Origin of the sequence: Streptomyces macrolidinus, from assembly GCF_023887685.1 — a bacterium.
Classification (GTDB): domain Bacteria; phylum Actinomycetota; class Actinomycetes; order Streptomycetales; family Streptomycetaceae; genus Streptomyces; species Streptomyces macrolidinus.
In genome coordinates this window covers 390,910-415,618 of record NZ_JAMWMR010000002.1, presented here as the reverse complement: position 1 = coordinate 415,618, position 24,709 = coordinate 390,910, and the positions used below count along the sequence as shown (strand labels likewise).

The 24,709-nt window shown below is 68.7% G+C and carries 23 protein-coding genes and 2 pseudogenes; 13 read left to right on the top strand and 12 right to left on the bottom strand.

Annotated features, from left to right (window positions below; translation table 11 throughout):
* The 5 genes from NGF19_RS04070 to NGF19_RS04050 all read left to right on the top strand — a co-directional run.
* A partial coding sequence (locus NGF19_RS04070) for an ATP-binding cassette domain-containing protein (RefSeq protein ID WP_252422196.1) occupies positions 1–882 on the top strand: 882 nt, incomplete at its 5' end.
* 26 nt (positions 883–908) lie between these two features.
* Positions 909–1,643: an ABC transporter permease gene (locus NGF19_RS04065; RefSeq protein ID WP_252422194.1), complete on the top strand. Its 735-nt coding sequence runs from the start codon at positions 909–911 to the stop codon at positions 1,641–1,643.
* On the top strand, positions 1,643–2,269 hold the full coding sequence (locus NGF19_RS04060; RefSeq protein WP_252422192.1) for a flavoprotein: 627 nt from the start codon (positions 1,643–1,645) through the stop codon (positions 2,267–2,269). Before NGF19_RS04065 ends, NGF19_RS04060 begins: the two co-directional genes overlap by 1 nt.
* Positions 2,266–4,347 (top strand): prolyl oligopeptidase family serine peptidase, encoded by a 2,082-nt coding sequence (locus tag NGF19_RS30870; RefSeq protein ID WP_252422190.1) that lies wholly within the window; start codon positions 2,266–2,268, stop codon positions 4,345–4,347. Before NGF19_RS04060 ends, NGF19_RS30870 begins: the two co-directional genes overlap by 4 nt.
* Positions 4,348–4,435: 88 nt before the next feature.
* Positions 4,436–6,937 carry an FtsX-like permease family protein gene (locus NGF19_RS04050; protein ID WP_252422188.1) on the top strand — a complete coding sequence of 834 codons (2,502 nt, stop codon included), beginning with the start codon at positions 4,436–4,438 and terminating at the stop codon, positions 6,935–6,937.
* On the opposite strand, the pseudogene NGF19_RS04045 reads toward NGF19_RS04050, so the two are convergent.
* Positions 6,932–7,882, bottom strand: a pseudogene (locus NGF19_RS04045) (MAB_1171c family putative transporter); the annotation flags it as partial. The gene NGF19_RS04050 and the pseudogene NGF19_RS04045 sit on opposite strands and share 6 nt — an antisense overlap.
* Positions 7,883–8,169: 287 nt before the next feature.
* Between NGF19_RS04045 and NGF19_RS04040 the strand changes: the two are divergent.
* Positions 8,170–8,610, top strand: coding sequence for an ankyrin repeat domain-containing protein (locus NGF19_RS04040; RefSeq protein WP_252422184.1), 441 nt, complete (start codon positions 8,170–8,172; stop codon positions 8,608–8,610).
* 28 nt (positions 8,611–8,638) lie between these two features.
* On the opposite strand, the pseudogene NGF19_RS04035 reads toward NGF19_RS04040, so the two are convergent.
* Together NGF19_RS04035 and NGF19_RS04030 are read right to left on the bottom strand one after the other, a co-directional pair.
* Positions 8,639–8,809, bottom strand: a pseudogene (locus NGF19_RS04035) (phage terminase small subunit); the annotation flags it as partial.
* Between the two features lie 69 nt (positions 8,810–8,878).
* Positions 8,879–9,355, bottom strand: a complete 477-nt coding sequence (locus tag NGF19_RS04030; protein ID WP_252422180.1) for a hypothetical protein — start codon at positions 9,353–9,355, stop codon at positions 8,879–8,881.
* Between the two features lie 146 nt (positions 9,356–9,501).
* Between NGF19_RS04030 and NGF19_RS04025 the strand changes: the two genes are divergently transcribed.
* Complete coding sequence (locus tag NGF19_RS04025; protein ID WP_252422179.1) at positions 9,502–11,187, top strand: immunity 49 family protein; 1,686 nt, start codon at positions 9,502–9,504, stop codon at positions 11,185–11,187.
* 190 nt (positions 11,188–11,377) lie between these two features.
* On the opposite strand, the gene NGF19_RS04020 is transcribed toward NGF19_RS04025, so the two are convergent.
* Complete coding sequence (locus NGF19_RS04020) at positions 11,378–11,860, bottom strand: hypothetical protein (protein ID WP_252422178.1); 483 nt, start codon at positions 11,858–11,860, stop codon at positions 11,378–11,380.
* A gap of 329 nt (positions 11,861–12,189) precedes the next feature.
* On the bottom strand, positions 12,190–12,855 hold the full coding sequence (locus NGF19_RS04015; RefSeq protein WP_252422177.1) for an HD domain-containing protein: 666 nt from the start codon (positions 12,853–12,855) through the stop codon (positions 12,190–12,192).
* Between the two features lie 236 nt (positions 12,856–13,091).
* Here NGF19_RS04015 and NGF19_RS04010 point away from each other — a divergent pair, with 236 nt between their 5' ends.
* The 5 genes from NGF19_RS04010 (at position 13,092) to NGF19_RS03990 (ending at position 18,121) form a co-directional block, all read left to right on the top strand.
* Entirely contained in the window at positions 13,092–14,384 is a 1,293-nt protein-coding gene (locus NGF19_RS04010; RefSeq protein WP_252422176.1) for a D-alanyl-D-alanine carboxypeptidase family protein, read from the top strand.
* A complete protein-coding gene (locus NGF19_RS04005) occupies positions 14,381–15,514 on the top strand; it encodes a serine hydrolase domain-containing protein (RefSeq protein WP_252422230.1) in 1,134 nt (377 codons plus the stop codon). The genes NGF19_RS04010 and NGF19_RS04005 overlap by 4 nt, the downstream gene beginning before the upstream one ends.
* A gap of 12 nt (positions 15,515–15,526) precedes the next feature.
* Positions 15,527–16,546, top strand: coding sequence for a small ribosomal subunit Rsm22 family protein (locus tag NGF19_RS04000; RefSeq protein ID WP_252422175.1), 1,020 nt, complete (start codon positions 15,527–15,529; stop codon positions 16,544–16,546).
* Positions 16,547–16,657: 111 nt separating this feature from the next.
* Positions 16,658–17,272 (top strand): TetR/AcrR family transcriptional regulator, encoded by a 615-nt coding sequence (locus NGF19_RS03995; protein WP_252422174.1) that lies wholly within the window; start codon positions 16,658–16,660, stop codon positions 17,270–17,272.
* A gap of 117 nt (positions 17,273–17,389) precedes the next feature.
* Positions 17,390–18,121: a bifunctional DNA primase/polymerase gene (locus NGF19_RS03990; protein WP_252422173.1), complete on the top strand. Its 732-nt coding sequence runs from the start codon at positions 17,390–17,392 to the stop codon at positions 18,119–18,121.
* 19 nt (positions 18,122–18,140) lie between these two features.
* On the opposite strand, the gene NGF19_RS03985 is transcribed toward NGF19_RS03990, so the two are convergent.
* From NGF19_RS03985 to efeO, 4 genes are read right to left on the bottom strand one after another with little or no spacing between them, the layout of a single operon-like run.
* Complete coding sequence (locus tag NGF19_RS03985) at positions 18,141–19,136, bottom strand: SCO2278 family lipoprotein (protein ID WP_252422172.1); 996 nt, start codon at positions 19,134–19,136, stop codon at positions 18,141–18,143.
* On the bottom strand, positions 19,093–19,968 hold the full coding sequence (gene efeU / locus NGF19_RS03980) for an iron uptake transporter permease EfeU (protein WP_252422170.1): 876 nt from the start codon (positions 19,966–19,968) through the stop codon (positions 19,093–19,095). Before efeU ends, NGF19_RS03985 begins: the two co-directional genes overlap by 44 nt.
* 3 nt (positions 19,969–19,971) lie before the next feature.
* Positions 19,972–21,249, bottom strand: coding sequence for an iron uptake transporter deferrochelatase/peroxidase subunit (gene efeB, locus NGF19_RS03975; protein WP_252422168.1), 1,278 nt, complete (start codon positions 21,247–21,249; stop codon positions 19,972–19,974).
* A gap of 41 nt (positions 21,250–21,290) precedes the next feature.
* Positions 21,291–22,427, bottom strand: coding sequence for an iron uptake system protein EfeO (gene efeO / locus NGF19_RS03970; protein ID WP_252422166.1), 1,137 nt, complete (start codon positions 22,425–22,427; stop codon positions 21,291–21,293).
* Between the two features lie 132 nt (positions 22,428–22,559).
* Here efeO and NGF19_RS03965 point away from each other — a divergent pair, with 132 nt between their 5' ends.
* Positions 22,560–23,204, top strand: coding sequence for a PhzF family phenazine biosynthesis protein (locus NGF19_RS03965; RefSeq protein WP_252422165.1), 645 nt, complete (start codon positions 22,560–22,562; stop codon positions 23,202–23,204).
* 15 nt (positions 23,205–23,219) lie between these two features.
* Here NGF19_RS03965 and NGF19_RS03960 read toward each other — a convergent pair whose 3' ends face one another.
* From NGF19_RS03960 to NGF19_RS03950, 3 genes are all read right to left on the bottom strand, one after another.
* The gene (locus tag NGF19_RS03960; protein WP_252422164.1) at positions 23,220–23,423 is read right to left on the bottom strand and encodes a DUF397 domain-containing protein; all 204 of its coding nucleotides are present in this window, start codon (positions 23,421–23,423) and stop codon (positions 23,220–23,222) included.
* A 66-nt stretch (positions 23,424–23,489) separates the two neighbouring features.
* Positions 23,490–23,693, bottom strand: a complete 204-nt coding sequence (locus NGF19_RS03955) for a DUF397 domain-containing protein (protein ID WP_252422163.1) — start codon at positions 23,691–23,693, stop codon at positions 23,490–23,492.
* Positions 23,690–24,562 carry a helix-turn-helix domain-containing protein gene (locus NGF19_RS03950; RefSeq protein ID WP_252422162.1) on the bottom strand — a complete coding sequence of 291 codons (873 nt, stop codon included), beginning with the start codon at positions 24,560–24,562 and terminating at the stop codon, positions 23,690–23,692. Before NGF19_RS03950 ends, NGF19_RS03955 begins: the two co-directional genes overlap by 4 nt.
* Positions 24,563–24,709: the final 147 nt, after the last annotated feature.

The following is a 24,709-nucleotide window of genomic DNA, read 5'->3' as shown; positions in this document are numbered from 1 at the left end:
GCACGGGGAAACTTCAGTGAGATCTTTGGTTTCCTCGGCCCGAACGGAGCCGGCAAGACGACCACGGTCCGGCTGCTCACCACCCTCCTCGCGCCGGACGGCGGAACCGCGAAGGTGGCCGGGTACGACGTGCTGTCGCAGCCACGTGAGGTCCGGCGGAGCATCGGCTACGTCAGCCAGTACGGCGGTGTGAATCCGGCGACGCAGGTGCGGGCCAACGTGCTGATGCAGGCTCGGCTGTTCGGAATGAGCGGCGGGGCCGCCCGGCAGCGCGTAGACGCGATGCTCGAGCTATTCGGACTCGAGGCTCTGGCGTACCGCCGTGTGTCCAGTCTGTCGGGTGGCCAGGCACGCAGACTCGCGCTGGCCGTCGGCCTTGTCCACGCTCCGAAACTGCTCTTTCTCGACGAGCCCACGCTCGGGCTCGATCCGCGTGCCAGGGCCGACCTTTGGCAGGAGATCCGCAGATTGCGCGAGCGCGGGCACACCGTATTTCTCACCAGCCACTACCTCGACGAGGTCGACAGCCTCTGCGACCTACTGGCGATCATCGACCAGGGCCGGGTCGTGGCCCGCGGCACCCCTGATGAGCTCAAGAGGACGCTCTCGCCCGATGTCCTGCGTCTGCGTCTGAGTGAGGGGGCCGTCGGAACGGCCGAGTCCCTGCTTACGCGCCTGCCGTCGGTCCGCTCGGTGCGGTCAGAGGGCCCCGAGCTGAGGGTGTACGCGGACGACGGCGAGCGCACGCTGCCTGCCGCCCTGCGTACGCTGGACGCGCAGGGCTTTGTTGTCGACGCTGTGGTCCTGTCCCGTCCCAGTCTCGACGACGTCTTCCTGCACCACACCGGCCGGTCCTTGGACGCTGGATTGGGGGTGAGGTAGTGACAGCCTTCCTACGGGAATCCGGCGTGCTCTACCGCTTTGCCCTGCACGAAGCGCTCAACAACAGGACCTGGGTCGTGTTGGGGCTCAGCCAGCCGGTGATGTGGCTCGTGTTGTTCGGGCCGCTACTCGAACCGCTGTCGGGTCCTGGTATCAGTGGCGGCAACCGGCTCGCCCAGTTCGTTCCCGGACTGCTGATGATGGTCGCCCTGTTCGGCAGCACCTTCATGGGTCTTGGCCTGCTAGCGGATCTGCGCACCGGATTCCTCGAACGGCTGGCCGTCACCCCGGTCGCCCGGGGGGCCCTGCTGGCGGGATGGCTGCTGCGCGATGTCACGCTGCTCGTCGTCCAAGGGCTGTTCCTCCTGGCGGTCGGCACGGTCATGGGTCTGCGCGCCGACATCCCGGGCTCTCTGGTGGCACTGATACTTGTCGCCCTGGTCGGCGTCCTTGGTGCCGGATCTTCCTACGGTCTGGCTCTTGTCGTGCGCGACGAGAACACCCTGGCCGGCGCGGTCAACTTCCTCACCATGCCACTGACGCTGGTGAGCGGGCTGCTTCTTCCTGTGGCGCTGGCGCCCGACTGGCTGCAGGCCCTGGCCAGGATCGATCCCCTCTACTACGCCGTCGAAGCGGCCAGAAACCTGATGACCGGCCATCTCACCGCCGCTGCGGTGCCGACCGGATTCACCGTGATCACCATATTGGCACTGGGCGTTGTCTGCTGGTCTGCGTCCTTGTATCGCCGGGGAGCTGTCTGATGGAGATGGATGCGACACCCTTCGCCCAAGGGTCAGAGGCTGCGGGAATCCCCCTTCTTCCGCCGCGCGCGCCGCGGCATCTGCCGCTGGCCCGTGGTCAGGTGGTGCTGATCGGTACAGGGGCGTTCTCCGCCGCCGAATTGCCCGGATGGGCCGCTCTGCTGCGCTCGTGGTACGGCTGGTCGATCCGACCTTGTCTGACCCACTCGGCACAGCAGCTCGTCTCACGTGACGCGCTCGCGGCGGGCGCCGGCTCGGCGGTGTGGGGGCCCAAATGGCCGACCTCGGACGGGGTGCTGCCGCACCAGGATCTCGCCGCTTGGGCCGACTTGATGCTCGTGATGCCCACCACCACCAACTTCCTGGCGAAATGCGCAGCTGGCATGCCCGACAGCCTCGCCCTGAGCACGGTGATGAGCGCGACCTGCCCCGTCGTCCTCGTGCCCTCGTTCCCGGAGGCGGCCCTGCGCAGGCCGTCCCTGGAGCGCAACCTCAAGCTCGCAGAAGAGGAAGGGTATTACGTGGTTCCCACCCAGAACGGGGTGTCCGTGCACACGGGGCGTACTGGGCCGGGAGCCATGGCCGATCTGGTAACCGTCCTCCGCTTCGTCGCATCCGTGCTGTGACCGACGAAGAGTACGGGGCCGGGCAGCTTGTGCATGCCCTCAGGGAGGCGGTGACCGACGACATCTTCGGGCGGCGCGTGCACGATCCGTATCGCTGGCTGGAGGACGCCTCCTGTGAGCGAACGTTGGAGTGGCAGACCGCCCAGGACGCGCTCTACGACGCCTCGCGGCGCGCGTGGACGCAACGGTTCGGTCCACGGCTGCGTGAACTGTACGGCGCCGCCGAGCAGGAAGTCCCGCTCTGGCGCGGCGGGCGGAAGTTCTTCCTGCGGCGGCAGCCGGGTGATGAACACGCGGTGCTGTGCACCACAACGCAGGATGAAGCCGAGCGCGTCCTACTGGACCCGGACCGAGCCTGTACCGACCAGGTCACCGTGGTGCTGGAACGCTGGGCACCTTCGCCCGATGGACGGTTGGTGGCCTGTCAGCTGTCCGCCGACGGAGCCGAGACCGCGAACCTGATGATCCTTGATGTCGCGTCCGGGCGCCTGGAGGACGACGGCATCAGGGGCTGCCGCAACTCGCCGGTCGCCTGGCTCCCCGACAGCCGGTCCTTCTACTACGTGCGTCCGCCGTACGAGAGGGGCGCCAACCGCACACTGGGAACGGAGCGTTGGTTGTGGCTGCACCAAGTCGGGACATGCGCCGACGACGACATACGGGTGCTGGGCAGCGACGACGATCCGCGTCGCGTCTACGGAATCAGCCTGGATGGTGACGGCCGCCTGCTCCTGGCATCGGTCTCCCTCGCCCCGGCCAGCCCCCGGCAACTGCTGCTCGCCGATCTGGCACGATGCGGGGCGGAGCAACCACTGTGGCGGCGCATCCGACCAGGCAGTGCCGCACACGTGCGGGGTGAGATCGGACCGGACGGTCTGCTGTATCTGCTGACGGATGACCAAGCCCCCCATCATCGGCTGTGCGTCGTCGACCCCGCACAGCCAAACGGGCAGTGGCGGGAGGTCATCAAGGAGGACCCCGAGGCCGTGCTCACTGGGTTCGCCCACCTGGGCGGCGGATTGCTCCTCGCCGTGTGGGCACGTGACGCCATCAGCGACATCACGGTGCACCGTAGCGACACCGGCGAGACGACGGGCCACCTCCCGCTGTCGCGCCCCGGGACCATGACGGGGCTCACGGTGAATGCCCCTACGGATGACGCGCCGGGTGAGGCGTGGCTGGGATATTCGAGTATGACCGACCCCGGTCACGTTCTGCGCTACGACGGCTCTTCGGGACGACTCGTGCGCTCAGGGCCCTCCACGCGATGCGTAACTCGTCCACACATCAAAGCTCATCATGTTCGTTACCCGAGCATGGACGGCACGTCGGTCGGCATGTTGCTGCTTGCGTCGGACGCGTCGCCCCGTCGCCCGCGCCCACTTCTGCTGACGGGATACGGAGGGTTCGGCGTCAGTATGGGCCCGGTGTACCAGCCGGACGCGGTGGCCTGGGTGGAAGCCGGAGGCGTGTACGCCGTGGCGCAGGTCCGCGGTGGCGGAGAACAGGGGGCGCAGTGGCACCGGGCGGGAACCGGGGCCGCCAAGCAGAACAGCATCGACGACTTCAACGCGGCCGCCGAGTGGCTGGTCAGCCACGACTGGACTACGCCCGATCAGCTGGGCGCCGTCGGCAGTTCGAACGGCGGGCTCCTGGTCGGCGCGGCGCTGGTGCAGCGGCCCGAGTTGTATCGCGCGGTGGTGTGTTCTGCTCCCCTACTGGACATGGTTAGGTACGAGCAGTCGGGGCTCGGCCATCTGTGGCGCGCCGAATACGGACGTGTGAACGATCCGACGGAGGCGCAGTGGCTGATCGACTACTCTCCGTACCATCATGTCCGGGAGGGCACGGACTATCCGGCGGTACTGTTCGCGGTTTTCGAGGGGGACACCCGTGTTGATCCCGCCCACGCGCGTAAGATGTGCGCCGCTCTGCAGCACGCAAGCAGCTCGGGCCGGCCGGTTCTCCTGCGGTACGAACGTGGCAGCGGTCACGGCAAGCGGACGATGAGCCAGGCGGCGGCGCTGGGCGCCGATAGCCTGGCGTTTTTGAGCGAGCAATTAGGACTGGAGGGTTGAGGTCCGCACGATGCCGTCTCTCTCGTGGCGCACGATACGGGGACGGGCGCCGGGGTTGGCCGGAGCCCTCGTAGGAGTTCTGCTCGGCGTGGTGCTCACCACGCTCTGGGGAGTGTATTTCGAGTCAAGTCTGCGGATGAAGGCCATCCCTCAACGTTTCGCCGCGGCCGACATCGTGGTCGATGGCGACCCATGGGTGAAGGACACCGAGCCCGGCGGGCGGCGACTCCAGGCCATCCTCCCCGACAAGCGGCCCCTGCCGCAGGACCTGGTCGACCAGGTCCGCGCCGTTCCCGGAGTGCGGGACGCGGTTGCCGACCGACCCTTCTACGCGCAATTCGTCGGCCAGGACGGAAAAGCCGTACGAGGGCCGGATGGCGGCCCGTCCCGAGGCCACTCCTGGGCCACCGCAGCCCTCGCCCCTTTCCGCGTGCTGTCGGGCAGACCACCCGGCCGAACTGGCGAGGTGATGCCAGATCGCCGAACCGCCGAGGCGGCCGGCGTCCGGCCCGGTGCCAAGATTCGCGTGATGACGGCGAGCGGGACTCAAATCTATCGAGTCAGCGGCATCGCCGAACACAACAGGACATCCCTCGAAAAACAACAGAGTGAGGCGTCCCTCTTTTTCTTTGATGACGAGGCGGCCGACCTGGCTCGGGACCCGGGCGGAAGTAGCGGCCCGTATGCCATCGCGGTCAAGGCGGATTCCGGCGTGGGCGCGCGACAGCTCGCGTCACGGATCTCGGATCAGGTGCATGCGCCAGGAGCCCGGGTTCTGCATGGGGATGACAAGGGTGAGGCTGAGGGGCAAGAGGTTGTGGAGGGACGCGACTTCGCCCTCGCGGTCTCCGCGTCCTTCGGGCTGTTGGCCGCCCTGTTCGCAACGGTCATCGTCATTGGTCCGTTCACCATCGCCGTTCAGCAACGCAAGCGTGAGATCGCCTTGTTGCGTGCGGTGGGCGCGACCCATGGCACGGTGCGTGGCATGCTCTGTGGTGAGGCGCTGATTCTGACTTTTGCCGGTGTCGTGATCGGTGGGCCGCTCGGTCTCCTTCTCACCGGACCGGTGCGAGGCCTCTTCGTCTCCGTCGGCGTTCTTCCCAGCGGGCTGACCTTGGTACGAGGGCCTTTTCCGGTTCTTGCCGCCGGGATGTTGACCCTTGTCGGAACTCAGGCCGCTGCTTTGCTCGCGGCCCGCAGGGCGGTCCGGATCCGGCCGGTCGAGGCCCTGCGTGAGGCCGACCGAGCCCCCCGGAGGCTGTCAGATGTACGCGTCGTCGCGGGGATTCTGGCACTTGTGGCAGGGGTTGTGTTCACTCTGAAGAAGGCCGGTGGTGAGGCCGCGGTCATGCAGACCCTGGTTCAAGTCGCTGTACTGATGCTGGGGTTCGCGCTACTCGCCCCCCTGGTGGTGCGAGGTGGCATCGCTCTGCTGGGGCCGGTGCTGGCCTGGCTGGGCGGGCTGCCTGGGCGTATTGCCCACGGTGCCCTGCGGGCGGACAGTCGGCGATTGGCCAGCGCGGTCGTTCCACTCGTCGTCGTCTGCGCCTTCGCAGGAGCGGTCGTCTTCACGGGTGCCACGTTGGAGAAAGAGGAAACCGAGCAGGCCAAAGCACGGATGGCAGACGTGGGACGGGTTCTGGTCACGGACGGTGCCGATGGGCTGCCTCCCAAAGTGGCGCAAGCCGCAGCGAAACTCCCGGCCGTACAAAAGGCCACTCCGGCAATCGAGACCCGTGTCGTGGTCCGGCACTCCAGCCCGGTGGGAGACATCCTGGAATCGTTTCCCGCACAGGGGCTGGTGCCGCAGGCTGCATCGGGACTCATGGATCTGGGTGTGAGCGCCGGGCGGCTGGCCGATGTCCGTGGCGAGTCGATGGGGGTGTCCACCTCGCTCGCACGGAAGACGGGCTGGCGTGTCGGCCGCACGGAGACGGTCGTGCTGGGAGACGGGGCCACAGCTCGCCTGCGCGTGGCGGCGTTGTTTCGACGGTCCGCCGGCTTCGGTGATGTGGTGGTCCCGCACGATCTAGCCCTGCAGCATGAGTCACTCGGGCTCGACTCGCAGGTGTATCTAAGGTTGCGCCCGAGTGCAGCGAACGCCGACGAGCAGGTGGACGAGCTGCTCGAGCGGTTTCCGGGCGTCAAGGTGCTGAACCGTCAGCAGGCGGCGGACCGGGCTGACACCGTGTCCGCCGCCGATACGCGCAGCCGCTACTTGCTGCTGGGTACCTTGTTCGTGTTCAGTGCCGCCGCCGCGGCGACAGCCCTCACCATGGCCTCTGTCCAGCGGAAAAGGGATCTGGCGCTGATGCGCACGCTCGGCGCCGACCGCCATCAGTTGACGATGGTGGTGCTGTGGGAATGGATGGCTGTCTCCGTTCTCGCTCTGCTGGCAGGGGGAGCACTCGTGGCCTTGCCGATGGCGGTCTTCAGTGAGGCCGCGACCGATTCGATGGTGCCTTCCATGCCAATGCTGCTGGTCGTCGGCACGGTCTCGTCGACGGTCCTTCTCGCCCTGGTGGCAAATCTGCTTCCTGCGGCAATGGCTTTGAGGGTGCGGACGCTTGGTGACCTGCCCCGGTCATGAGGATCGGCCTGCGGAGGAAGGAGATTGCACGGGGGCACGGCCCCGGATCTTGTGCTGTGGCCGGCGCTCAAGATGCCGGAAGGCGCGGGCTACCTTGGTAAGCCGTTCGGTCTCAGCATCGAGGTTACGTTGCGGTGCCATGGCAGCGTCAAGCTCCGCAGAAGCCACGATCACCACGGAATCCGATGTACGCGCCCGCAGCACCGCCATGAGCACGGCTGCCTCCCTGGCGGCTGTGACGTCCGTCAAGCCACTGCCTGCCACCAACGCCTCGTCCGCCAGAGCAAGATGGGGTCGTAACGACAGCTGCCCGTCTCTGACCTCAATGACACGTCGGTACAAACGATATTGCAGACCGCGCCGGGGCAGGAGATCAACGAGGTGGGACTGTGGTGGCTCAAGCGCGATGCCAGGAGTCGCCTGATACAGGGCATTCCATAACGGCCGAAGCTGCAGGTAGGAGATATAGGCGGCGACACAGCGGTTAGCGGCCAGCACCCGCGGCCCCCAGGAAGGAACTGTCCAGCCGAAGATCTGCAGAAGCGGACCAAGGCTCCCGGTAATCCACCACGAGGAGTTCCACGGGTAGATCGTTCCCAGCGAGACGAGCAGCATCTGCACGCCCCGTGTCACGCAATAGCACAGGATGCATACGGATCCTGCCGCTACTGCCCACATCCCCCGGCCCAGCCAGGAATGCCCGGCGATCTTGGCGTGGTGCAAACAGCGGCGGCCAGTCTCGAACTGCCCTACCGCGTATAGCACAAGTTGCGCCATATAAGGAACGGCATAGTACGGGTCGCTCATGTTCAGCAGGATGTCGGCGTCATCGGACACTTCGTACCGGGGAAGCCCGAGCGCGATGAAGACCACGCCCAAGGCAATGAGCGAGATGCCGTATCCGAGGATTCGCCGCCGCGCCCTGCGGGCTGCCCGAGCGGGAGGATCGGACCAGTGTGGCCCTGACCTGAGGTTTTACCCGGGTCAGGGTCATTTCTTGTGGGGAGTTGACTCCCGCTTCCACTGCGGGTTTCCCGGGAGTTCCCGCGTGATTGTGCAACGGTTGTGAAATGCGGGAGCGGCTGATTGGGTCGACTCCTTGCGGCGTGCGTCGCCTGCGGGGCAGGCAGATTCAGCCGCCCGGTATTCCGTCTGCACCACTGCACCTTCCGGACCATCCGCAAGTAAAGAATGAGACGACCGGACGGACTGTGAACAACCGAGAACGGACTGTGAACAACCGAGGAAAGAAGAAACTCCCGAAGTGGCTGTCCGTGGCCGCCGAAGAAGGACAGGTGGGCAGGCTCAGGCGAATCCTGGCTCTCGGAGCAGACCCGAACCAGCGCCACGACGGGATCACGCCCTTGTTCTTGGCGTCAGTGCAAGGGGAGCTGCGCTGCGCCGCCTTGTTGCTGGCGGCTGGTGCGTCTCCGAACGAGGAGTCGGGCGGCCGGCGGGCCGGCCTGCCGCTTGCGGCGGCGGCCAGCAAGGCCGACTTGCCTATGGCTGAGCTGCTCCTTCGTTATGGGGCTGACCCGCTCCTGCCCGAGAGGAGCGGGAACTCCGCCCTTGACTGGGCAAGAGGCTGGGAGGAGAGCGTGGAAGAGCACAGGGCGGTGGAAGAGCTGCTCTTGGCCGCGGTCGAGGGCAGGGCGGATGGGGCCGGCGCATAATCGGTCCGACCCGCCCCGACATCGTTCGTCAGGCGTGGTCGACGAGGCCCAACTCCTTGCGGTGGTTGACAACGGCGAGCACGGCCGCGGACTGCTCCTCCGACTCGGGCTCGTGCAGTTCGATGCGGACTCGGCGCCGGTCGCCCTCGGCGACGAGGAGCCGCTCGAAGGCGCTGTAGACGATCTGGAGCATCTGTCCGGATCTCTTTCCGCACCCCCCGGGCCTTGGATATCTGCTGGACGGCGGTGTACGGGCGTGGACGTGGGTCTACGACGGCCGGACGACGCCGCCGTCGCGCACGACCAGCGGCTCAGGCTGGCGCGCTTCGTGATGTCGGATCCATCCCAGGCCGATGCTGCCATCGACGTCGCGGTGCCGCTCATCTGCCTTGGTCGCAAGCCAGTTGATGAGTTGACCTGTGCGGTCGAAGTCGTCCGGGTGGATCTCCTGACGGCTCGTCAGTGCCCAGGCGTCATGTCCGGTGCCCTGCTTGCGGAGCAGTACCGACACGAGCGCGCCCTCCACCTTGTAGCCGGCGTCGTGGCAAGCCAGGAGGGGCTCGGGGTCGTCCTCGATGACGAACTCTCCGTCTTCGTCCTCCACGACGACAGGGAACTCGGTCACGATGCGCAGCGTCTCCGGCTTGGGGCCCGCCCCGAGATGCCATCGCAGCTCCGCGAGTTCCTGGTCCGTCAAGTCGTCCCGCAGGTCCAGCGCAAGTGTCAGCTCATACAGGTCAGCCATAGCCACACAGGCTACTGAGGGCTCATCCGCCCGTTGTGTCCAGGCGGTGCGTACGTGGGTGGACTCGGCCACCGCGACCCGAAGCAGACGCGGGGCCGCGCACCGTCAACTTCGAAGTGTCATAGGTGCCTCGTAGAGTCGATGAGATGAAGCCGATGGACACTCCCGACCCCGGCCTGCCGATGTTGACCGCCGAGCAGGCCTTACATCTGCGGGCGCTCGCCGCCCCGTACGCGCAGGACGGCCATGACCACCCCCTGACCAACCTGGCGCACATGTGCCGCAACGTGCCGGAGGAACGCTGGCCTGACCTCGTCGCCGAGCACTTCGCCCGGCTGCGGCAGGCGGGTAACGGGGACGAGAGTGCCGAGGAACTGCTGCAAGGGGTACATGCCCGGCTGCTGCCCGTCGATTCGTTCACGCCCGAACTCGCCGAAGCCATGCGGTACGTGCGTGTGGTGGCCGACGGGCTCGTCTTCGCCTTTGCCCTCGACCAGCCCACCACCGTGCGGATCCTCACCGACAACGACGTGGAGCGTGCGGGGCTCGAGAACCTGGGGGAGGCGGCGTACGCGAACCTGATGCGCGTGCCCGTCGTGCATGAGGAAGTGCCGATCGAGGGGCGGGCGCGGCTGCACTCGCTGTACGGTGACTCGCCGTTCGTCTCCAGCAAGGCGCTGTACCTGTCCGAAGCGGTCAGGCAGGCCACCGGCGAGCCGCTCCCGGACGCCGGTGCCCTCGTCGCCGTACCGAACCGGCATCTGCTGGTGTACCACCCCATCACCGACGGCACCGTGGTCGACGCCGTTAACGACCTCGGCTCATGTGCTCTGGGCGCCTATGAGGACGGCCCGGGTTCGCTGTCCCCGCGGGTCTACTGGTGGTACCGCGGCAGCTTGACGTCGCTCACGGTCATCGACGACGAGGCGCGAACCTTCTCCGTGCAACCGCCACCGCATCTGCTCGGGTTGATGAAGGGACTGGTCCGGCTCGACGGAGCCGGGCGCCTCGCCACGAGCAGTGCGGAGAAGTCTCCGGAGGCCAGTGAACTCGCGCGAGACACGGCGCAGTTGATAGCAGGACTTGCTGAGGCCCCGGCGGGGTGGGGCGAGGCCTTCGCGTCCGCCCTCACACTTGCTCACGTTCACTGCGCCGCGGATCCTGAGGCCGCGGACGCCGATACGTGGGGTGCGTGGGCCGCCGCTCTGCAACTCGGCTGTGCTCTGTTCACCGGTGGGCAGTCGCAGGAGTGCTACGTGGACGAGGACCGCGTCAGCCACCTGCCTGCCACGTCCGCCGCACCGCCTGCGGACGCCCGTGCCTGGCTGGACGCCCTCTACCTCGCGATCGTGTGCCGCCAGAGGGACCGGATCAGCCGGCTGTGCGAGGTGCCGTTGGCGACGCTGCGACAGGACGACTCCGTCGACGAGTACGTCCTGCACTGGATCGACACCCTGCGGACCTACTTCTCCGAGCGTTCCATGGATGACGTTGTGGAGAAGTTGATCGCCACCATGGACACTTCGATGCCCGACGCGGTGACCCACGCGCCGAAGGACTTCGTGAACCGTATCGACTACCAGCCGGTCGCCCTCTTCCACCGCCTGATCGCACGCGACCACGACGCCTTCGACGAAGCGCTCTCCGAAGCCCTTACGGAGCACGGCGGTTACTGGGGTGAGTCCAGGGCACCGCGCGCCCAGGTGGCCCTCGGGCCGCTCGCGATGGCGAGCCTCGCCTATGACTTCGGGTTCCCGATCGGTGAGAAGCATCCGTATATGCCGATGTATCTCCTCAACCGGGAACGGATCGAGGTCATCCCTTCGGCGTGAACCGGCGAGGCGCCTCTGCCCGAGGTGACTCCCGGTGTGCCGACGGCGGTCGCCCGGTGGCAACGGCGATGGGTGACACCTTGACACCTTGACCCCCTGACCCCCGGGCTCCGCCTGCGGCATGAAGCTGGTCGAAGGTTCCGGAAGTCTCTGATCTCTGATCTCTGATCATGAACAGGGGTGTCGGGCGCTACGTCGGCGTCTTCGTCGGATGGACCAGAGAGACGACGATCTTCGCCGGTCGTGGTGTTTCAGTGAAGTCGGCATGCCCTCTCGCCAACTCGTAGTCACCTGTTCCACCCGTGACCGCCATCTGGAATCCCGAAGTGCCGGCCCTCTGGGTGACCAGTGACTCCAGCGCGATCTGCCCCTTCTTGGGCAGGTCCAGCGCGGCGTGACAGATGTTGGTGTACGCGTTGGGGGTGGCATTGATCGCAGTGATCTTGCAGTAGTACGAGAATTTTCCGTCGCCTACTCGGCCGTTCTTCTCGCTGACTTTCCCACTGCCCCCGAATTCATCCCCCGGCTTCTTTGATTTGAACGGATACCCGTACATCGCGGTTCCGGTGAACGTCAGGTTCAGCTTCTCTTCGCTGACGTCCTTGGTGGCGGCTGTTCCTGGCGAGGCGGTGGCCGGCACACCCATCACAGCAAGTGCCGCACTGGCGACCACTCCAACGGTTCTCGATATGTTCACGTTCTGATGCCCTAACCCTTCTTCGAGGGGCCTGTGGCCATCACATCGGTGCCCAGGCGTGATGTGCACGTTCAACACCGAGCCTTGATCCTCACCCTCCGCGAGGCAAGCCGAACGTGCTGAACGTGGGATGCCGCGCTCGTGCACCAGAGGTCGCGTACGCCATCCGCGTCCCGGACGACCCGCCCGCCCCACCTGGCGGGTTACTCGGGAGGAGTCGGCTGATCAGGGTGAGTGTCGCCGTGCCGAACAGGGCTTTGCCCAGCCGTCGCTGACCTTGACCTCGTCGGCCGCGCGGGCGCGTCTCAGTCCTGCCAGGGCGATTCCAGGATCGTGTCCACGAAGTCGCCCCGTTCGAAGCCGGGGACGAAGTGTTCGAGTACGTCCGCCTTCACATTGCCGAAGGTGGTCTCCGGCTTGGGGCGGATGCCCTCGGTGAAGGCCGCGAGGATCTGCCGCTTGAAGTCGGGGCGGGGATGCAGGGCCACGATCGCGGCGCGGTCGGCGGCGGAGATGTCGTCGTAGCCGATGCCGAGGACGTCGTACTCGACCCCCGCGGTGACCAGGGCGACCTCCGGTTCCATGAACTCCGGGATGCCGGGGGTGGTGTGCAGGGCGATCGCGGTCCACACGCGCCGGACGCTGTCGGGCGGTACGTCATGGGACTGGAGGAACTTCCTGGCCTCCTCGGCGCTGTCGACCTCGAAGCGGCGCCCGCTGCCGCGGAACTCCTCGTTCAGGCCGAGGTCGTGGAACATCGCCCCGATGTAGAGGAGTTCGGGGTCGAAGCCGAGGTCGCGGTTGCGGCCCTGGAGGCTGCCGAAGAAGTAGACCCGGCGGGAGTGGTGGTAGATCAGGTCGCTGGTGGTGTCCCGGACGAGCTGTGTCGCCTCGCGGGCGAGCGCCGTGTCGGGTACGCGGATGTCGGCCGGATCGGTCTGGGGTTGGGGCTGGGGCTTGGCCTGGGTCATGGGGTCCGCTCCTCATCGGTGGGTGGGGTGGGGCGATGGGCGTACGGCTTCTTCCAGGGACGTTGTTCCTGGGGCGTTCTTCCCGGGGTGTTCTTCCCGGGGTGTTCTCCAGGGTGGCCGACCGCTGCCCGCGGGGCGGGCGACAGGCCCCGGCAGGTCACACCATGACCCGGCCTTTGCCGCGCCTTTAAGCCGCCCTTGCCTGCTGTTACAGGCTCCCTCTGTACGGTCCCGGGGTGCGTGATTCCTCTTCGTCCTCCTCCCCGCGTGCCGTGCGGCCCTCCCGCCGCGCCGTTCTCGGGCTCGCCGCCGCCGCGCCGCTGGCCCTGGCCGCACCCGCCTCCGCCGCCCCCGAACGCGCGGCGGCGTTCCCGCGTCAGGGCGGTGCCCCCAGGGTCATCGGCGGTGAGCGGCTGGGCCTTCGCGGGGTCCAGGTGCACGGTGCCCTCGGTCTGCCGCGGAAGCTCACCGCCCGTTCCTGGCTGGTGGCCGACCACGACAGCGGTGAGGTGCTCGCCGCGTACGACGCGCACCGCAGGCTCGCGCCCGCGTCCACGCTGAAGATGCTGTTCGCGGACACCCTGCTGAAGAAGTTCGAGCGGACCCGGACGTACCGGGTGACCGACGAGGACCTCGCGGACGTGCCGGACGGCTCCAGCCTGGTCGGCGTCAAGGCCGGTATCACCTACACCGTCGAGGAGTTGTGGCTCGGAGTCTTCCTCCGCTCCGGCAACGACGCCGTGCATGTCCTCAGCCATATGAACGGCGGCCTCGCGAAGACCGTCGCCGAGATGCAGGCCCAGGCGTACGACCTCCAGGCCCTGGACACCCATGTGGTCAGCCCCGACGGCTTCGACCACAAGGGGCAGATCTGCTCCGCGTACGACCTCACGCTGTTCGCCCGCCACGGCCTGAAGAACCCCGCCTTCCGGGGCTACTGCGCCACGCGGACCGCCGACTTCCCCGCCGGTGGCAAGAAGACCTTCCAGATCCAGAACACCGACCGCCTGCTGACCGGCGCGTGGGGCCTCGAACCGTACAAGGGGCTCATCGGCGTCAAGAACGGGTTCACCAGCAACGCGGGCAACACCTTCACCGGTGCCGCCACCCGCGACGGCCGCACCCTCCTCGTGACCGTCATGCATCCCCGCTCCGGTGGCAACACCGTCTACGAGGAGACCGCCGCCCTGCTCGACTGGGGCTTCGCCCGCGGCGCGACCGGTCGGGCGGTGGGCACCCTGGTCGATCCGCTCAGCGAGGGCGGGAGCCGGGCGGCCTCCGCGTCGGCCAAGGGGAAGGGCCTGGAAGGCGCGCGGGGCGCGGAGGCCTCGGGCGTGGGCGGCGGCGGCCCGTCCTGGGGGCTGGTCGGCGGGATCGGGGGAGCGATGGCGCTGCTGGCCGGTGGCGGGGCGCTCGCGCTGCGCGGGCGCCGACGCGGGACCGCGAGCGCGGGGAGCCCGGGAGCCTCGGGGGCCTCGGGTGGCCCGGGGGATTCGCGGGATTCGGGGGCGTCGGGGGAGGAGCGCTGAGCGCACCGAGGCTCCGTACCGGCACCCCGGAGAAGGCCGGGCTCGATCCGGAGGAGCTGCGTCGGCTCGTCCAGGGGCTCCGGGACGCCGTGTGCGCCGAGCGCCCCTGGGCGGCCGGTGCCGTGGTGGTCGCCGGGCGCGGCCCGGTGGTGGCCGTGGAGGAGGCGATGGGCTGGGCGGTCCGCTACGCCGCGTACGACGCGCAGACGGACCGGGGTGTCGAACTGCCGCCCGCGGAACGGGTCCCGATGACCGTGGACACCCCCTTCGACCTGGCTTCGCTCACCAAGCTGTTCACCGCGGTCGCCGCCCTGCAGCAACTGGAGCGCGGCACGCTCGGCATCGACGCCCGGGTGGCCGCGTATCTCCCGGACTTCCGGGCGGCCGGGGAGCACGGCATCACCGTGCGCCACCTCCTCACCCATACCTCCGGGTTGCGGCCCGAACTCCCGTTGTACGACTGCCCGTCACCGGCCGCGCGGCTCGCGCTGCTGCGGGCGGAGGCGCCGCTCTCGGTGCCCGGGACGACGTACCGCTACTCGGATCTGAACCTGCTGCTCCTCCAGTACGTCCTGGAACGCGTCACCGGCCGCACGCTCGACGTCCTCGTCCGCGACGGGATCACCCGGCCGCTCGGGATGACCGCGACGGGCTTCGGGCCGAGGCCGGGCGCGGCGGCGACGGAGGACCAGCGGCGGCCGTGGGCCAAGGCGGACCGGGGGATGCTGCGCGGGGAGGTCCACGACGAGAACGCGTGGGCGCTCGGCGGGGTGGCCGGTCACGCGGGTCTCTTCGCCACGGCCCGCGACCTGGCGGTCTTCTGCCGCACCCTGCTGGCAGGAGGCTCGTACGGGCCCGCGCGCATCCTGGGCCCCGATATCGTCGAGCTGATGTTCGCCCCGCCCGGGCTCGGCTTCGCGCTCGACCAGCCGTGGTTCATGGGCGCGTTGGCGGGCCGGGGCGCGGCGGGGCATACGGGGTTCACGGGGACGTCGCTGGTGCTGGACCCGGCGACGGACACGTTCCTCGTGATCCTCGCGAACACGGTCCATCCGCGCCGCCGGGAGCCGGACAGCCGACCGCGGGCGGCGGCGGGGGACCGGCTGGCGCGGGCGGTCCGGGAGACCTGAGAGAATTCCCTGGTGAACGCCCCTGTCTCCGCCGGCTCCGGCTCCGCTGCCTCCGTCGCCGACCGGCTCCGTGCCGCCCTCGCCGGGCTGCTCGACGGCCTTCCGCCCCGGCAGGCCGCCCAGGCCGTGGACCGGCTGATCGCGAACTACCGAGGCCGGACCCCCACCGACGCGCCGGTGCTACGGGATCGCGCGGACGTCGTCGCGTACGCGGCCTACCGGATGCCCGCGACGTTCGAGGCGGTGTGCGCGGCGCTGGAGGCGTTCGCGGACGCGGTGCCCGGCTGGGTGCCCGCGAGCCATGTGGACATCGGGGGCGGCACCGGCGCGGCGACCTGGGCCGTGAGCGCGACCTGGGGCGGGGAGCGGCCGGTCACCGTGCTCGACTGGGCCGAGCCCGCGCTCGCGCTGGGCCGGGAGATCGCCGCCGCGAACCCGGCGCTGAGGTCTGCCGTGTGGCAGCGCTCTCGTATCGGAGCGGCGCTCAGCATCGAGAGCGCTGATCTCGTCACGATCTCGTACGTCCTCGGCGAACTGACGGAGGCCGACCGCGCGTCCGTCGTTGACACCGCCGCCGCTGCCGCGCAGTCCGTCGTGATCATCGAGCCCGGCACCCCGGCGGGCTACGCGCGCGTCATCGAGGCCCGCGACCGGCTGATCGGCGCGGGCTTCCAGGTCGCCGCGCCCTGCCCGCACAGCGCGGCCTGCCCGATCGTCCCCGGCGAGGACTGGTGCCACTTCTCGGCCCGGGTCAGCCGTTCCTCGCTGCACCGGCAGGTCAAGGGCGGCTCCCTGGCGTACGAGGACGAGAAGTTCAGCTATGTCGCCGCGACCCGCCTCCCGGCGACCCCGGCCGCCTCCCGCGTCGTCCGCAGACCCCAGATCCGCAAGGGCCAGGTCCTCCTCGACCTGTGCGGCCCGGACGAGTCCCTGCACCGCACCACGGTGACCAAGCGCCACGGCCCGCTGTACAAGGAGGCCAGGGACACGAACTGGGGCGACGCCTGGCCGCCACCGGGCCAGGAGGACTGAGCAACCGCTCGCCCTTCCGGCATCCAACCGCTCCCCCTTCCAGCTTCCGGCTTCCGGCATCCGGCATTCGCGCGAGACGGTGCGTCTTGCCGCCTTGATAGGTTTGGGCGCATGGCCAAGAAGCCCGTCCCCGATGCCAGTCGCCGTAGCGACAGGTCCCGTCGTGCCATCTACGACGCCGCGCTCGCGCTCGTCGGGGAGGTCGGTTACCCCCGGACCACCATCGAGGGCATCGCCGCCCACGCCGGGGTCGGCAAGCAGACCATCTACCGGTGGTGGGCATCCAAGGCCGACGTACTTCTGGAGGCCTTCCTCGACCTCGGCGAGCGGACGGCGCGCGAGGCCGGGCAGGAGGCGTACGACCTCCCCGACACCGGGGACCTCGCCGCCGACCTCAAGCACGTCCTGCGCGCCACCGTCGACGAACTGCGCGACCCCCGCTTCGAGGTCCCGGCCCGCGCGCTCGCCGCCGAGGGCCTGGTCAACCCGCAGCTCGGCGCCGAGGTCGTCGCCCACCTGCTCGAACCCCAGCTCCAGCGCTACGTCCAGCGCCTGCGCACCGCACAGCAAGCAGGCGCCGTACGCCCCGACATCGACCCGCGGATCGCCCTCGAACTCTTCGTCTCCCCGGTCGCCCAGCGCTGGCTCCAGCGCACCGGACCCCTCACCCACGCCTACACCGACACCCTCGTCGACTACGCCCTCCACGGCCTCGCGCCCCGCTGAGCCCCGGCCCCCCGGACCTCGCCCCGACCCCGGATGACGACTCCGGTCACAAGAGGCGCAGGATGGTGGGACCATAAGGAGTGCCGTCCGCACCGCAGCAGTGAGGCGAGGGGATAGATGAGCGCAGGGTTCGGCCGTCGCACCGGCGGGCAGGGCAGGATCTCCCGGTGGCTGCGCGGACGCCGTCCCGCAGGTCCCGAGGGCGACACCGGGGACGGCGGCCGTGAGGAGATGCTGCTGGCCGCAGCCGCCGCGGGCCTGCCGATCGCACCTGCCGCGCACCCCGCCGGCTACCGCTGCTCCTGCGACCGCGTCGGCTGTCCGACGCCCGCCCGCCATCCCGTCTCCTTCGCCTGGCAGACGCAGTCCACCACGGACCGGGCGCAGATCGAGCGCTGGGTCCGACACCAGCCGGAGGCGAACTTCATCACCGCGACCGGCATGATGCACGACGTCCTTGACGTTCCGGACGAGGCCGGTCAGGAAGCCCTGGAGCGGCTGCTCGCCGAGAACGTCGAGGTGGGCCCGGTCGCCACGACCGGCGACGGCCGCATGCTGTTCTTCACCCTGACCCGCGGCACGCCCGAGGACGAGGACGAGTGGTGGCCGTGCGAGCTGGACTGCCACCCCGAGACCATGGACGAGCACCCCGGCCTGCGCTGGCACTGCCGGGGCTCGTACGTGCTGCTGCCGCCCGCGCGGCTGCCCGGTGACCTGACGGTGGAGTGGGTACGCGGGCCGGAGCACGCACTGCCCGATCCGCTGAACCTGCTGGAGGCGCTGACGGACGCGTGCGCGCGCCACGCCGGAGGCGAGAGCGAACTCGCGGCCTGGCCGCACCGGGGCTGACCCCCGGCAGCGCACCGCCCTACTCCCCCTCGGCCCCCGTCAGCCCCTGCACCCGGCTGAGGAACTTCACTTCCCCCTTCACCGGATCGAGCACCGCCTGGTTGGAGACGAACTCCCGCGTCAGGGACTGCCGTACCTCGCCCTTCAGCAGCGCGTTGGTGTTCGGATCGACGGGGATGTTCACCCCCTGCGCGGCCGTCTGCTTCTCGTAGTGGCGCGTGGCGAAGAAGACCAGCGCGCCGCCGTCCGTGGTGCGCAGTCCCACCGGGGCGAAGTCGCCGTTCGTCAGCGGCTCGTCGATGTACTGCCGGGCAAGTCCCGGCTTGCGCGCGTTCTTCAGCCGGGTCTCCCGCCACTGCGAGGTGTGGGTACCGGACGCGAACGCGTCCCCGCCGTCCTTGAGATAGTCCGTGTACGCCGCGCCGAGCTTCTGCGGCCGTACGGCCAGCGCCGCGTCGTTCGCGGGCACCGGCTCGGCCCAGCCGTCCTTGTCCTTCTTGAACGTCGGTACGTCGTCCGCCGCGAGGATGGTCAGATACGACACCGCCCACACGTCGTTCGCCGCGGCGCGGGTGAAGACGAGCAGCCAACGGGCGTCCGCGCTGCCCTTGTTGGCACGGGCGTCGACGACGAACCAGCGCGGCCAGCCCGCCTTCTCGGGGATCGTGAACCTGGCGTCGGTGAGCTTCAGCGGGACATGACTCGCGTTGCCGCGGGGGCTGTTGCGGTGCCCCGCCGCCAACTTGCCGCCGTCGATGGCGGCGAGCGGGCCGGTGACCCGGTCCTTGTCCAGGGACGGGTCGTACGCCTTGTCCGCCTTGTTGTAGGCGGTGGTGAAGTCCCTCAGCGCGCGGGCGGCTTCGGCCCGAGTCGCCGTCGGTACGACCTCTCGCTCGCCGTGCACCACCACACAACCGCTCGCCGTCACCGACACGACGACCACCGTCGCCGTGAGGGCGAACCGGCCGCGGCTACGAAGCGTTCGAGGGCTGTGATCCCCGCGATCCCTGCTCATCAGTGACCTTCACCTTCCCCTTTCCGGAGGCGAACCCTACCGGGGAGAAGAACACCGCGAGCGTCGGGACCAGGTACAGAGCCCACACCGTGACCTGAAGGACCGTCGGGTCGGGCTGGAAGTTGAAGACGCCCTTGAGCAGGGTGCCGTACCAACTGTCCGGCGGGATCGTGTCGCTGATGTCGAAGGCGAGCGTCGTCAGGCCGGGGATCAGATCGGCCTCCTGGAGGTCGTGGACGCCGTAGGCGAGCACGCCCGCCGCGACGACGACCAGCATGGCGCCGGTCCAGGTGAAGAACTTCGCGAGGTTGATCTTCAGGGCGCCGCGGTAGAACAGCCAGCCCAGCAGGACCGCGGTGGCCAGACCCAGGGCGACGCCGATCAGCGGGCGCGGCGTGCCGTCGCTCGCCGCGTGCACCGACGCCCACACGAACAGCGCGGTCTCCAGGCCCTCGCGGCCGACGGCCAGGAACGCGGTGAGGACCAGCGCGATCGTGCCCGTGCGCAGGGCCGTGTCGAGCTTGCCGTGCAGCTCGGACTTGAGGTTGCGGGCCGTGCGCCGCATCCAGAAGACCATCCAGGTCACCAGGCCCACCGCGAGGATGGACAGGGAGCCGCCGAGGGCCTCCTGCGCCTGGAACGTCAGCTCCTGGGAGCCGAATTCGAGGGCGCAGCCGAAGCCGAGCGCGATGGCGACCGCGATGGCGATGCCGGTCCAGATCGGCTTCAGGGCGTCCCGGCGGCCGGTCCTGACCAGATAGGCGATCAGGATGCAGACGACGAGGCTGGCCTCCAGCCCCTCGCGCAGACCGATCAGATAGTTGGAGAACACGGCCTAGGCCTCCTCGGTGAGCAGGGTCCGGCCCCACCAGTCGTTCTTGTCACGGACGCCGGGCGGGACCGCGAAGACGGCTGAACCCACGTGCTGGATGTACTCGTTGAGCGCGTCGGACGCCGCGAGCTTGCGCTGCAGCGGGATGAACCCTTGGCGCGGGTCGCGCTGGTAGGCCAGGAAGAACAGGCCTGCGTCCAGGCGGCCGAGACCGTCGGTGCCGTCGGTGAAGGAGTAGCCGCGGCGCAGGATGGTGATCCCGCCGTTGGCGTCGGGGTGCGCGAGCCGGACGTGCGCGGTCGGCTTCATCGCCTTCAGGAACGGCTTGTCGTGTTCCTTCGCCTTGCCGACGGCGGCGCCCTCGCCCTTGTCCCGCCCGAAGACGTCCTCCTGCTCCTGCAGCGAGGTCCGGTCCCAGGTCTCGATGTTCATACGGATACGCCGCGCGACGAGGTACGAGCCGCCCGACATCCAGTCCGGTCCGTCGCCCTCGCCGACCCACACGAACTTCTTCAGCCGGTCCGTCTCCGTACCCGCGATGTTGCTCGTGCCGTCCTTGAACCCGAAGAGATTGCGCGGCGTCTGGGCGTCCGGGGTCGTCGACGAGGTCTTGCCGAAGCCGAGTTGGGACCAGCGGACGGCGACCTTGCCGAAGCCGATACGGGCGAGGTTGCGGATCGCGTGCACGGCGACCTGCGGGTCGTCCGCGCAGGCCTGCACGCACAGATCGCCGCCGGTGCGGGACTTGTCGAGGTTGTCGCCCGGGAAGTGGGGCAGGTCCACGAGCGCGGCCGGACGCTTGTCCGCGAGGCCGAACTTCTCGAAGAACGACGGCCCGAAGCCGATGGTCAGCGTCAGCCGCGACGGCTTGAGCCCGAGGGCCTCACCGGTGTCGTCGGGCGGAGCCTCGGCGAGCCCGAACGCGCCCTCGCCGACCGTCCGGCCCGCGGTCATCCGCCGCGCGGCCTCGGTCCAGTCCTTCAGCATCCGGATGAACGCGGCGCGGTCGGTGGTCTTCACATCGAACGCGGCGAAATGCAGCCGGTCCTGCACCGCGGTCGCGATGCCCGCCTGGTGCGCGCCGTGGAAGGCGACCTCGCCGCCCGTCGAGGCGTCGGCCGACGCCGCGGCCTCGTGCGGCCGGACCACCGCGACCGCACCGCCCGCCACGGCGGCGCCGAGCGCGAGGCCCGCTCCGCCCCAGCCGATCAGCGCGCGTCGGGAGGGAGCCGGGGAGGAGCCCTCCGGGCCGGTCTCATCGGGTTCGGTCGTCTCCGTCATGCTCCCTGCTCCCTACTCCGTGCTTCCTGCTGCCCCGCCTGCTACTTCACGACCGCGGCGGCGAGCTTCGACAGCGGTTCGGCGAGCGCGTTCACCGCGTCCGAGAGTTCCTTGCGGTCCTCCTTGCCGACCTTGTCGTAGGAGACGAAGTCGTACGACGTCTTGCCGGAGCGGTAGGTGTCGAGCAGCTTGTTCAGCGCGGTGAACTGCTGGTCGAGCTCCTTCGCCAGCTCCGGGTCGTTCTTCTGGACGACCGGCTTGAGCAGGTCGTACGCCTTCTGCGCGCCCTCGACGTTGCCCTTGAAGTCGACCAGGTCGGTGTGCGAGTAGCGCTCTTCCTCACCGGTGACCTTGCCGGTGGCGACCTCGTCCAGCAGCTCCTTGGCGCCGTTGGCCATGGACGTCGGCGTGATGTCGGCGGTGCCGACCCGCTTCTGCCAGTCCTTGAGGTCGGTCACGAGCTGGTCGGCGAGCTTCTTCTCCGTCGCGCCGATCTTCTTGTCCGCCCACAGCGCCTTCTCCAGGCGGTGCCAGCCGGTCCACTTCTGGCCCTGCTCCAGGCCGTCGGCGCGAACGTCGACCTTCGGGTCGATGTCACCGAAGGACTCGGCGACCGGCTCGGTGCGCTCCCAGCCGAGGCGGGAGAGGGCGTACGCCTTCTTCGCGCCCGCCAGGTCGCCGTCCTTGATCGCCTTCGCGAAGGTCTCGACGCGGGGCAGCGTCTCGTCGGCCTGCTCCTGGGCGTAGGCGCGGTACTCGGCGACGGCCTTGTCCAGCTTGGGGTCCCGCTCGGCCGTCTTGCCGCCGCCCGTGACCGTGAGCTTCTGCCGTACGCCGTGGCCCTTCATGCCGGGGCGGCAGGCGATCTCGTACTCACCGGCCTTGACCTCGGCGGTCAGCGTGTACTTGGTTCCCGGGCCGATGTTCTCCTTCTCGGAGACGATCCGGTCGTCCGGGAAGACGATCTCGACCTCGGTGGCCTTCGAACCCTTGTTCTCGATCTTCAGCGTGACCTGGCCCGCCGGGACGGACTTCGTGGAGGTCTCGCAGGTCGAGTCGGCGGCGATCACCGTGATCGCCTCACCACCCTTCGCGTCGCTCTTCGCGGTGCAGGCCGTGACGGCGGTCAGGGCGGCTGCGGTGACGGCAGCCACGGTGGCGAGGCGGACGGTTCGCATGCGTGCTCCACGGAAGGGGTTCGGTAAGGCATGCCTAATTTAGCCGAGGCTGCCCTAAGTCATACCCGGAGGGGTCGTGATTCAGGTCTCACTGGTCTCGGCGAGGTGACGGATGTGGGCTTGAATGCCTGCGTGACCGACTACGACGTACTGCGTGTCTTCTGCGGGCCCGGTGGCGGATACGGCAACGAACTCGGCGTCGTCCGCGACGGTTCCGCCCTCCCCGAGCGGAGCGAGAGGCAGGCGCTGGCCCTGAAGCTCGGCTTCAGCGAGACGGTGTTCGTGGACGACCCCGAGCGCGGAGCCGTCGACATCTACACCCCCACCCTGCGGCTGCCGTTCGCCGGCCACCCCTGCGTGGGCACGGCCTGGCTCCTGGACGTGCCCGAACTGACCACGCCCGCCGGGGTGGTCGGGGCCCGCCAGGACGGCGAGTTCACCTGGATCGAGGCCCGCCCGGAGTGGGCCCCGCCGCGCACCCTGCGCCAGTACGCGACGCCCGCCGAGGTGGACGCCCTGGCTGTTCCCCCACCCGGGGAGTGGATCTACGCCTGGGCGTGGGAGGACGAGTCGGCGGGCCGCGTACGAGCCCGCGCCTTCCCGGGCCGTGACGACGGAATCGACGAGGACGAGGCGACGGGCGCGGCAGCCATCCTCCTCACGACCCGCCTCGGCCGCGCCCTCAACATCCACCAGGGAACGGGCTCCCAGATCCTTACGGCACCGCAGCCGGAGGGGTGGGTGGAGGTGGGGGGACGGGTGGTGCTGGAGCGCTGAGCGCGAGGGCGCTTCTCAGCCCAGGTGCGCGACGAAGGTGTGCCAGGCGTGGCGGCTGAAGGGGATGACCGGGCCGGTGGGGTTCTTGCTGTCGCGGATGGGGGCGAAGTCGGTGACGTGGTGGGCAAGTTCGAGGCACTCGCCCTGTCCGCCGCTGTAGCTGCTGCTGCGCCAAATCGCTGCTTCTGAGAAGGGGGACGTGCGGCGATCGTGGTTCATGGGGTGAACTCCTCGGCAGTGCGACGGATGAGTGCGAGCGATTCCGCAGGTGGCAGTGTGGACTTCTCAGCTCAGGTGCGTGATGAAGGCGTGCCAGGCGTGGCGGCTGAAGGGGATGACCGGGCCGGTGGGGTTCTTGCTGTCGCGGATGGGGGCCAGGGCGGGGATGCCGTGGGCGAGTTCGAGGCAGTCGCCCTGTCCGCCGCTGTAGCTGCTCTTTCTCCATATCGCAGTGCTGAACGCGGTTTTGGTCAAGCTTCCGTTGCTCATGACCCGTACTCCTTGGCGACACGTTGGATCAGCGTGAGTGATTCCGTCGGTGGTAAGGATGCCATCCGAGCATCGTCGAAGAGCGCTTGGTAACAGGCTACTTCCGCCTCTCGCTCTATCCAGATGTTGCCGGTCGGGGTCTCGGTGAGAACGAGGTCGAGTGAGGTCATCTGTGGAAACGCGAGCAGCAGGTACGGGCCGAACATGCCTGAGTGCGCCCCGCGCGAGAAGGGGAGTACCTGGATCGTGATGTTGGGCTGCTGTGCCATGTTCATCAGGTGTTGCAACTGTGCCCTCATGACGTCGGGGCCGCCCACCTGCTGACGGAGGGCTCCTTCCGACAGCACCACCCAGTACTCGAGGGGATTCTCGCTGGTGAGCCGTTCTTGACGGGCGATCCGCACTCGTACGAATCGATCGATCTCCTCGGCGGTCTGCCAGGCGCGGGACGCGACAGTCACAGCTCGACCGTACGCTTCCGTCTGCAAGAGGCCCGGAACCAACTGCACTTGGTAGGTCCGGATGCTCTCGCAGATGGACTCCATCTCGATCTGATCGACGTATGTGTCGCTGAGCAGCGATGCGTACTGGTGCCACCAACCTTCCCTGCGCCGCCGGTTGGCCCTGCGAGCGAGTGCCAGGAGACGCTGCTGCGACTCGGGCCCTTCCATCCGGTACGCGTGCATGAGAGCCATCAGATCGGGTGTTCGCACGGGGACATGGCCGTTTTCGATGCGGCTGATCTTCCCTTTGGTGCAGTCGAGTGCCTCCGCTGCCTGCGCCATAGAGACGCCTGCGGCTTCGCGAAGCTTCCTGAGTTCGTCGCCGAGTTGGCGCCCCAGCACAGTGGACGGTCTGACAGTAGCCATGAGCAACTCCTTACCAGAGGTGCAGCCCAGGGAGCAGCGAGCGTTACTCGAAGGAGTGAAGCAAGCAATGTAATTCCATGCAATGTTGCGCGGATCCATATGCTGTGGATCGCTACAGGTTGTGGGCCTTCGAGGCCAAGTGGCAGT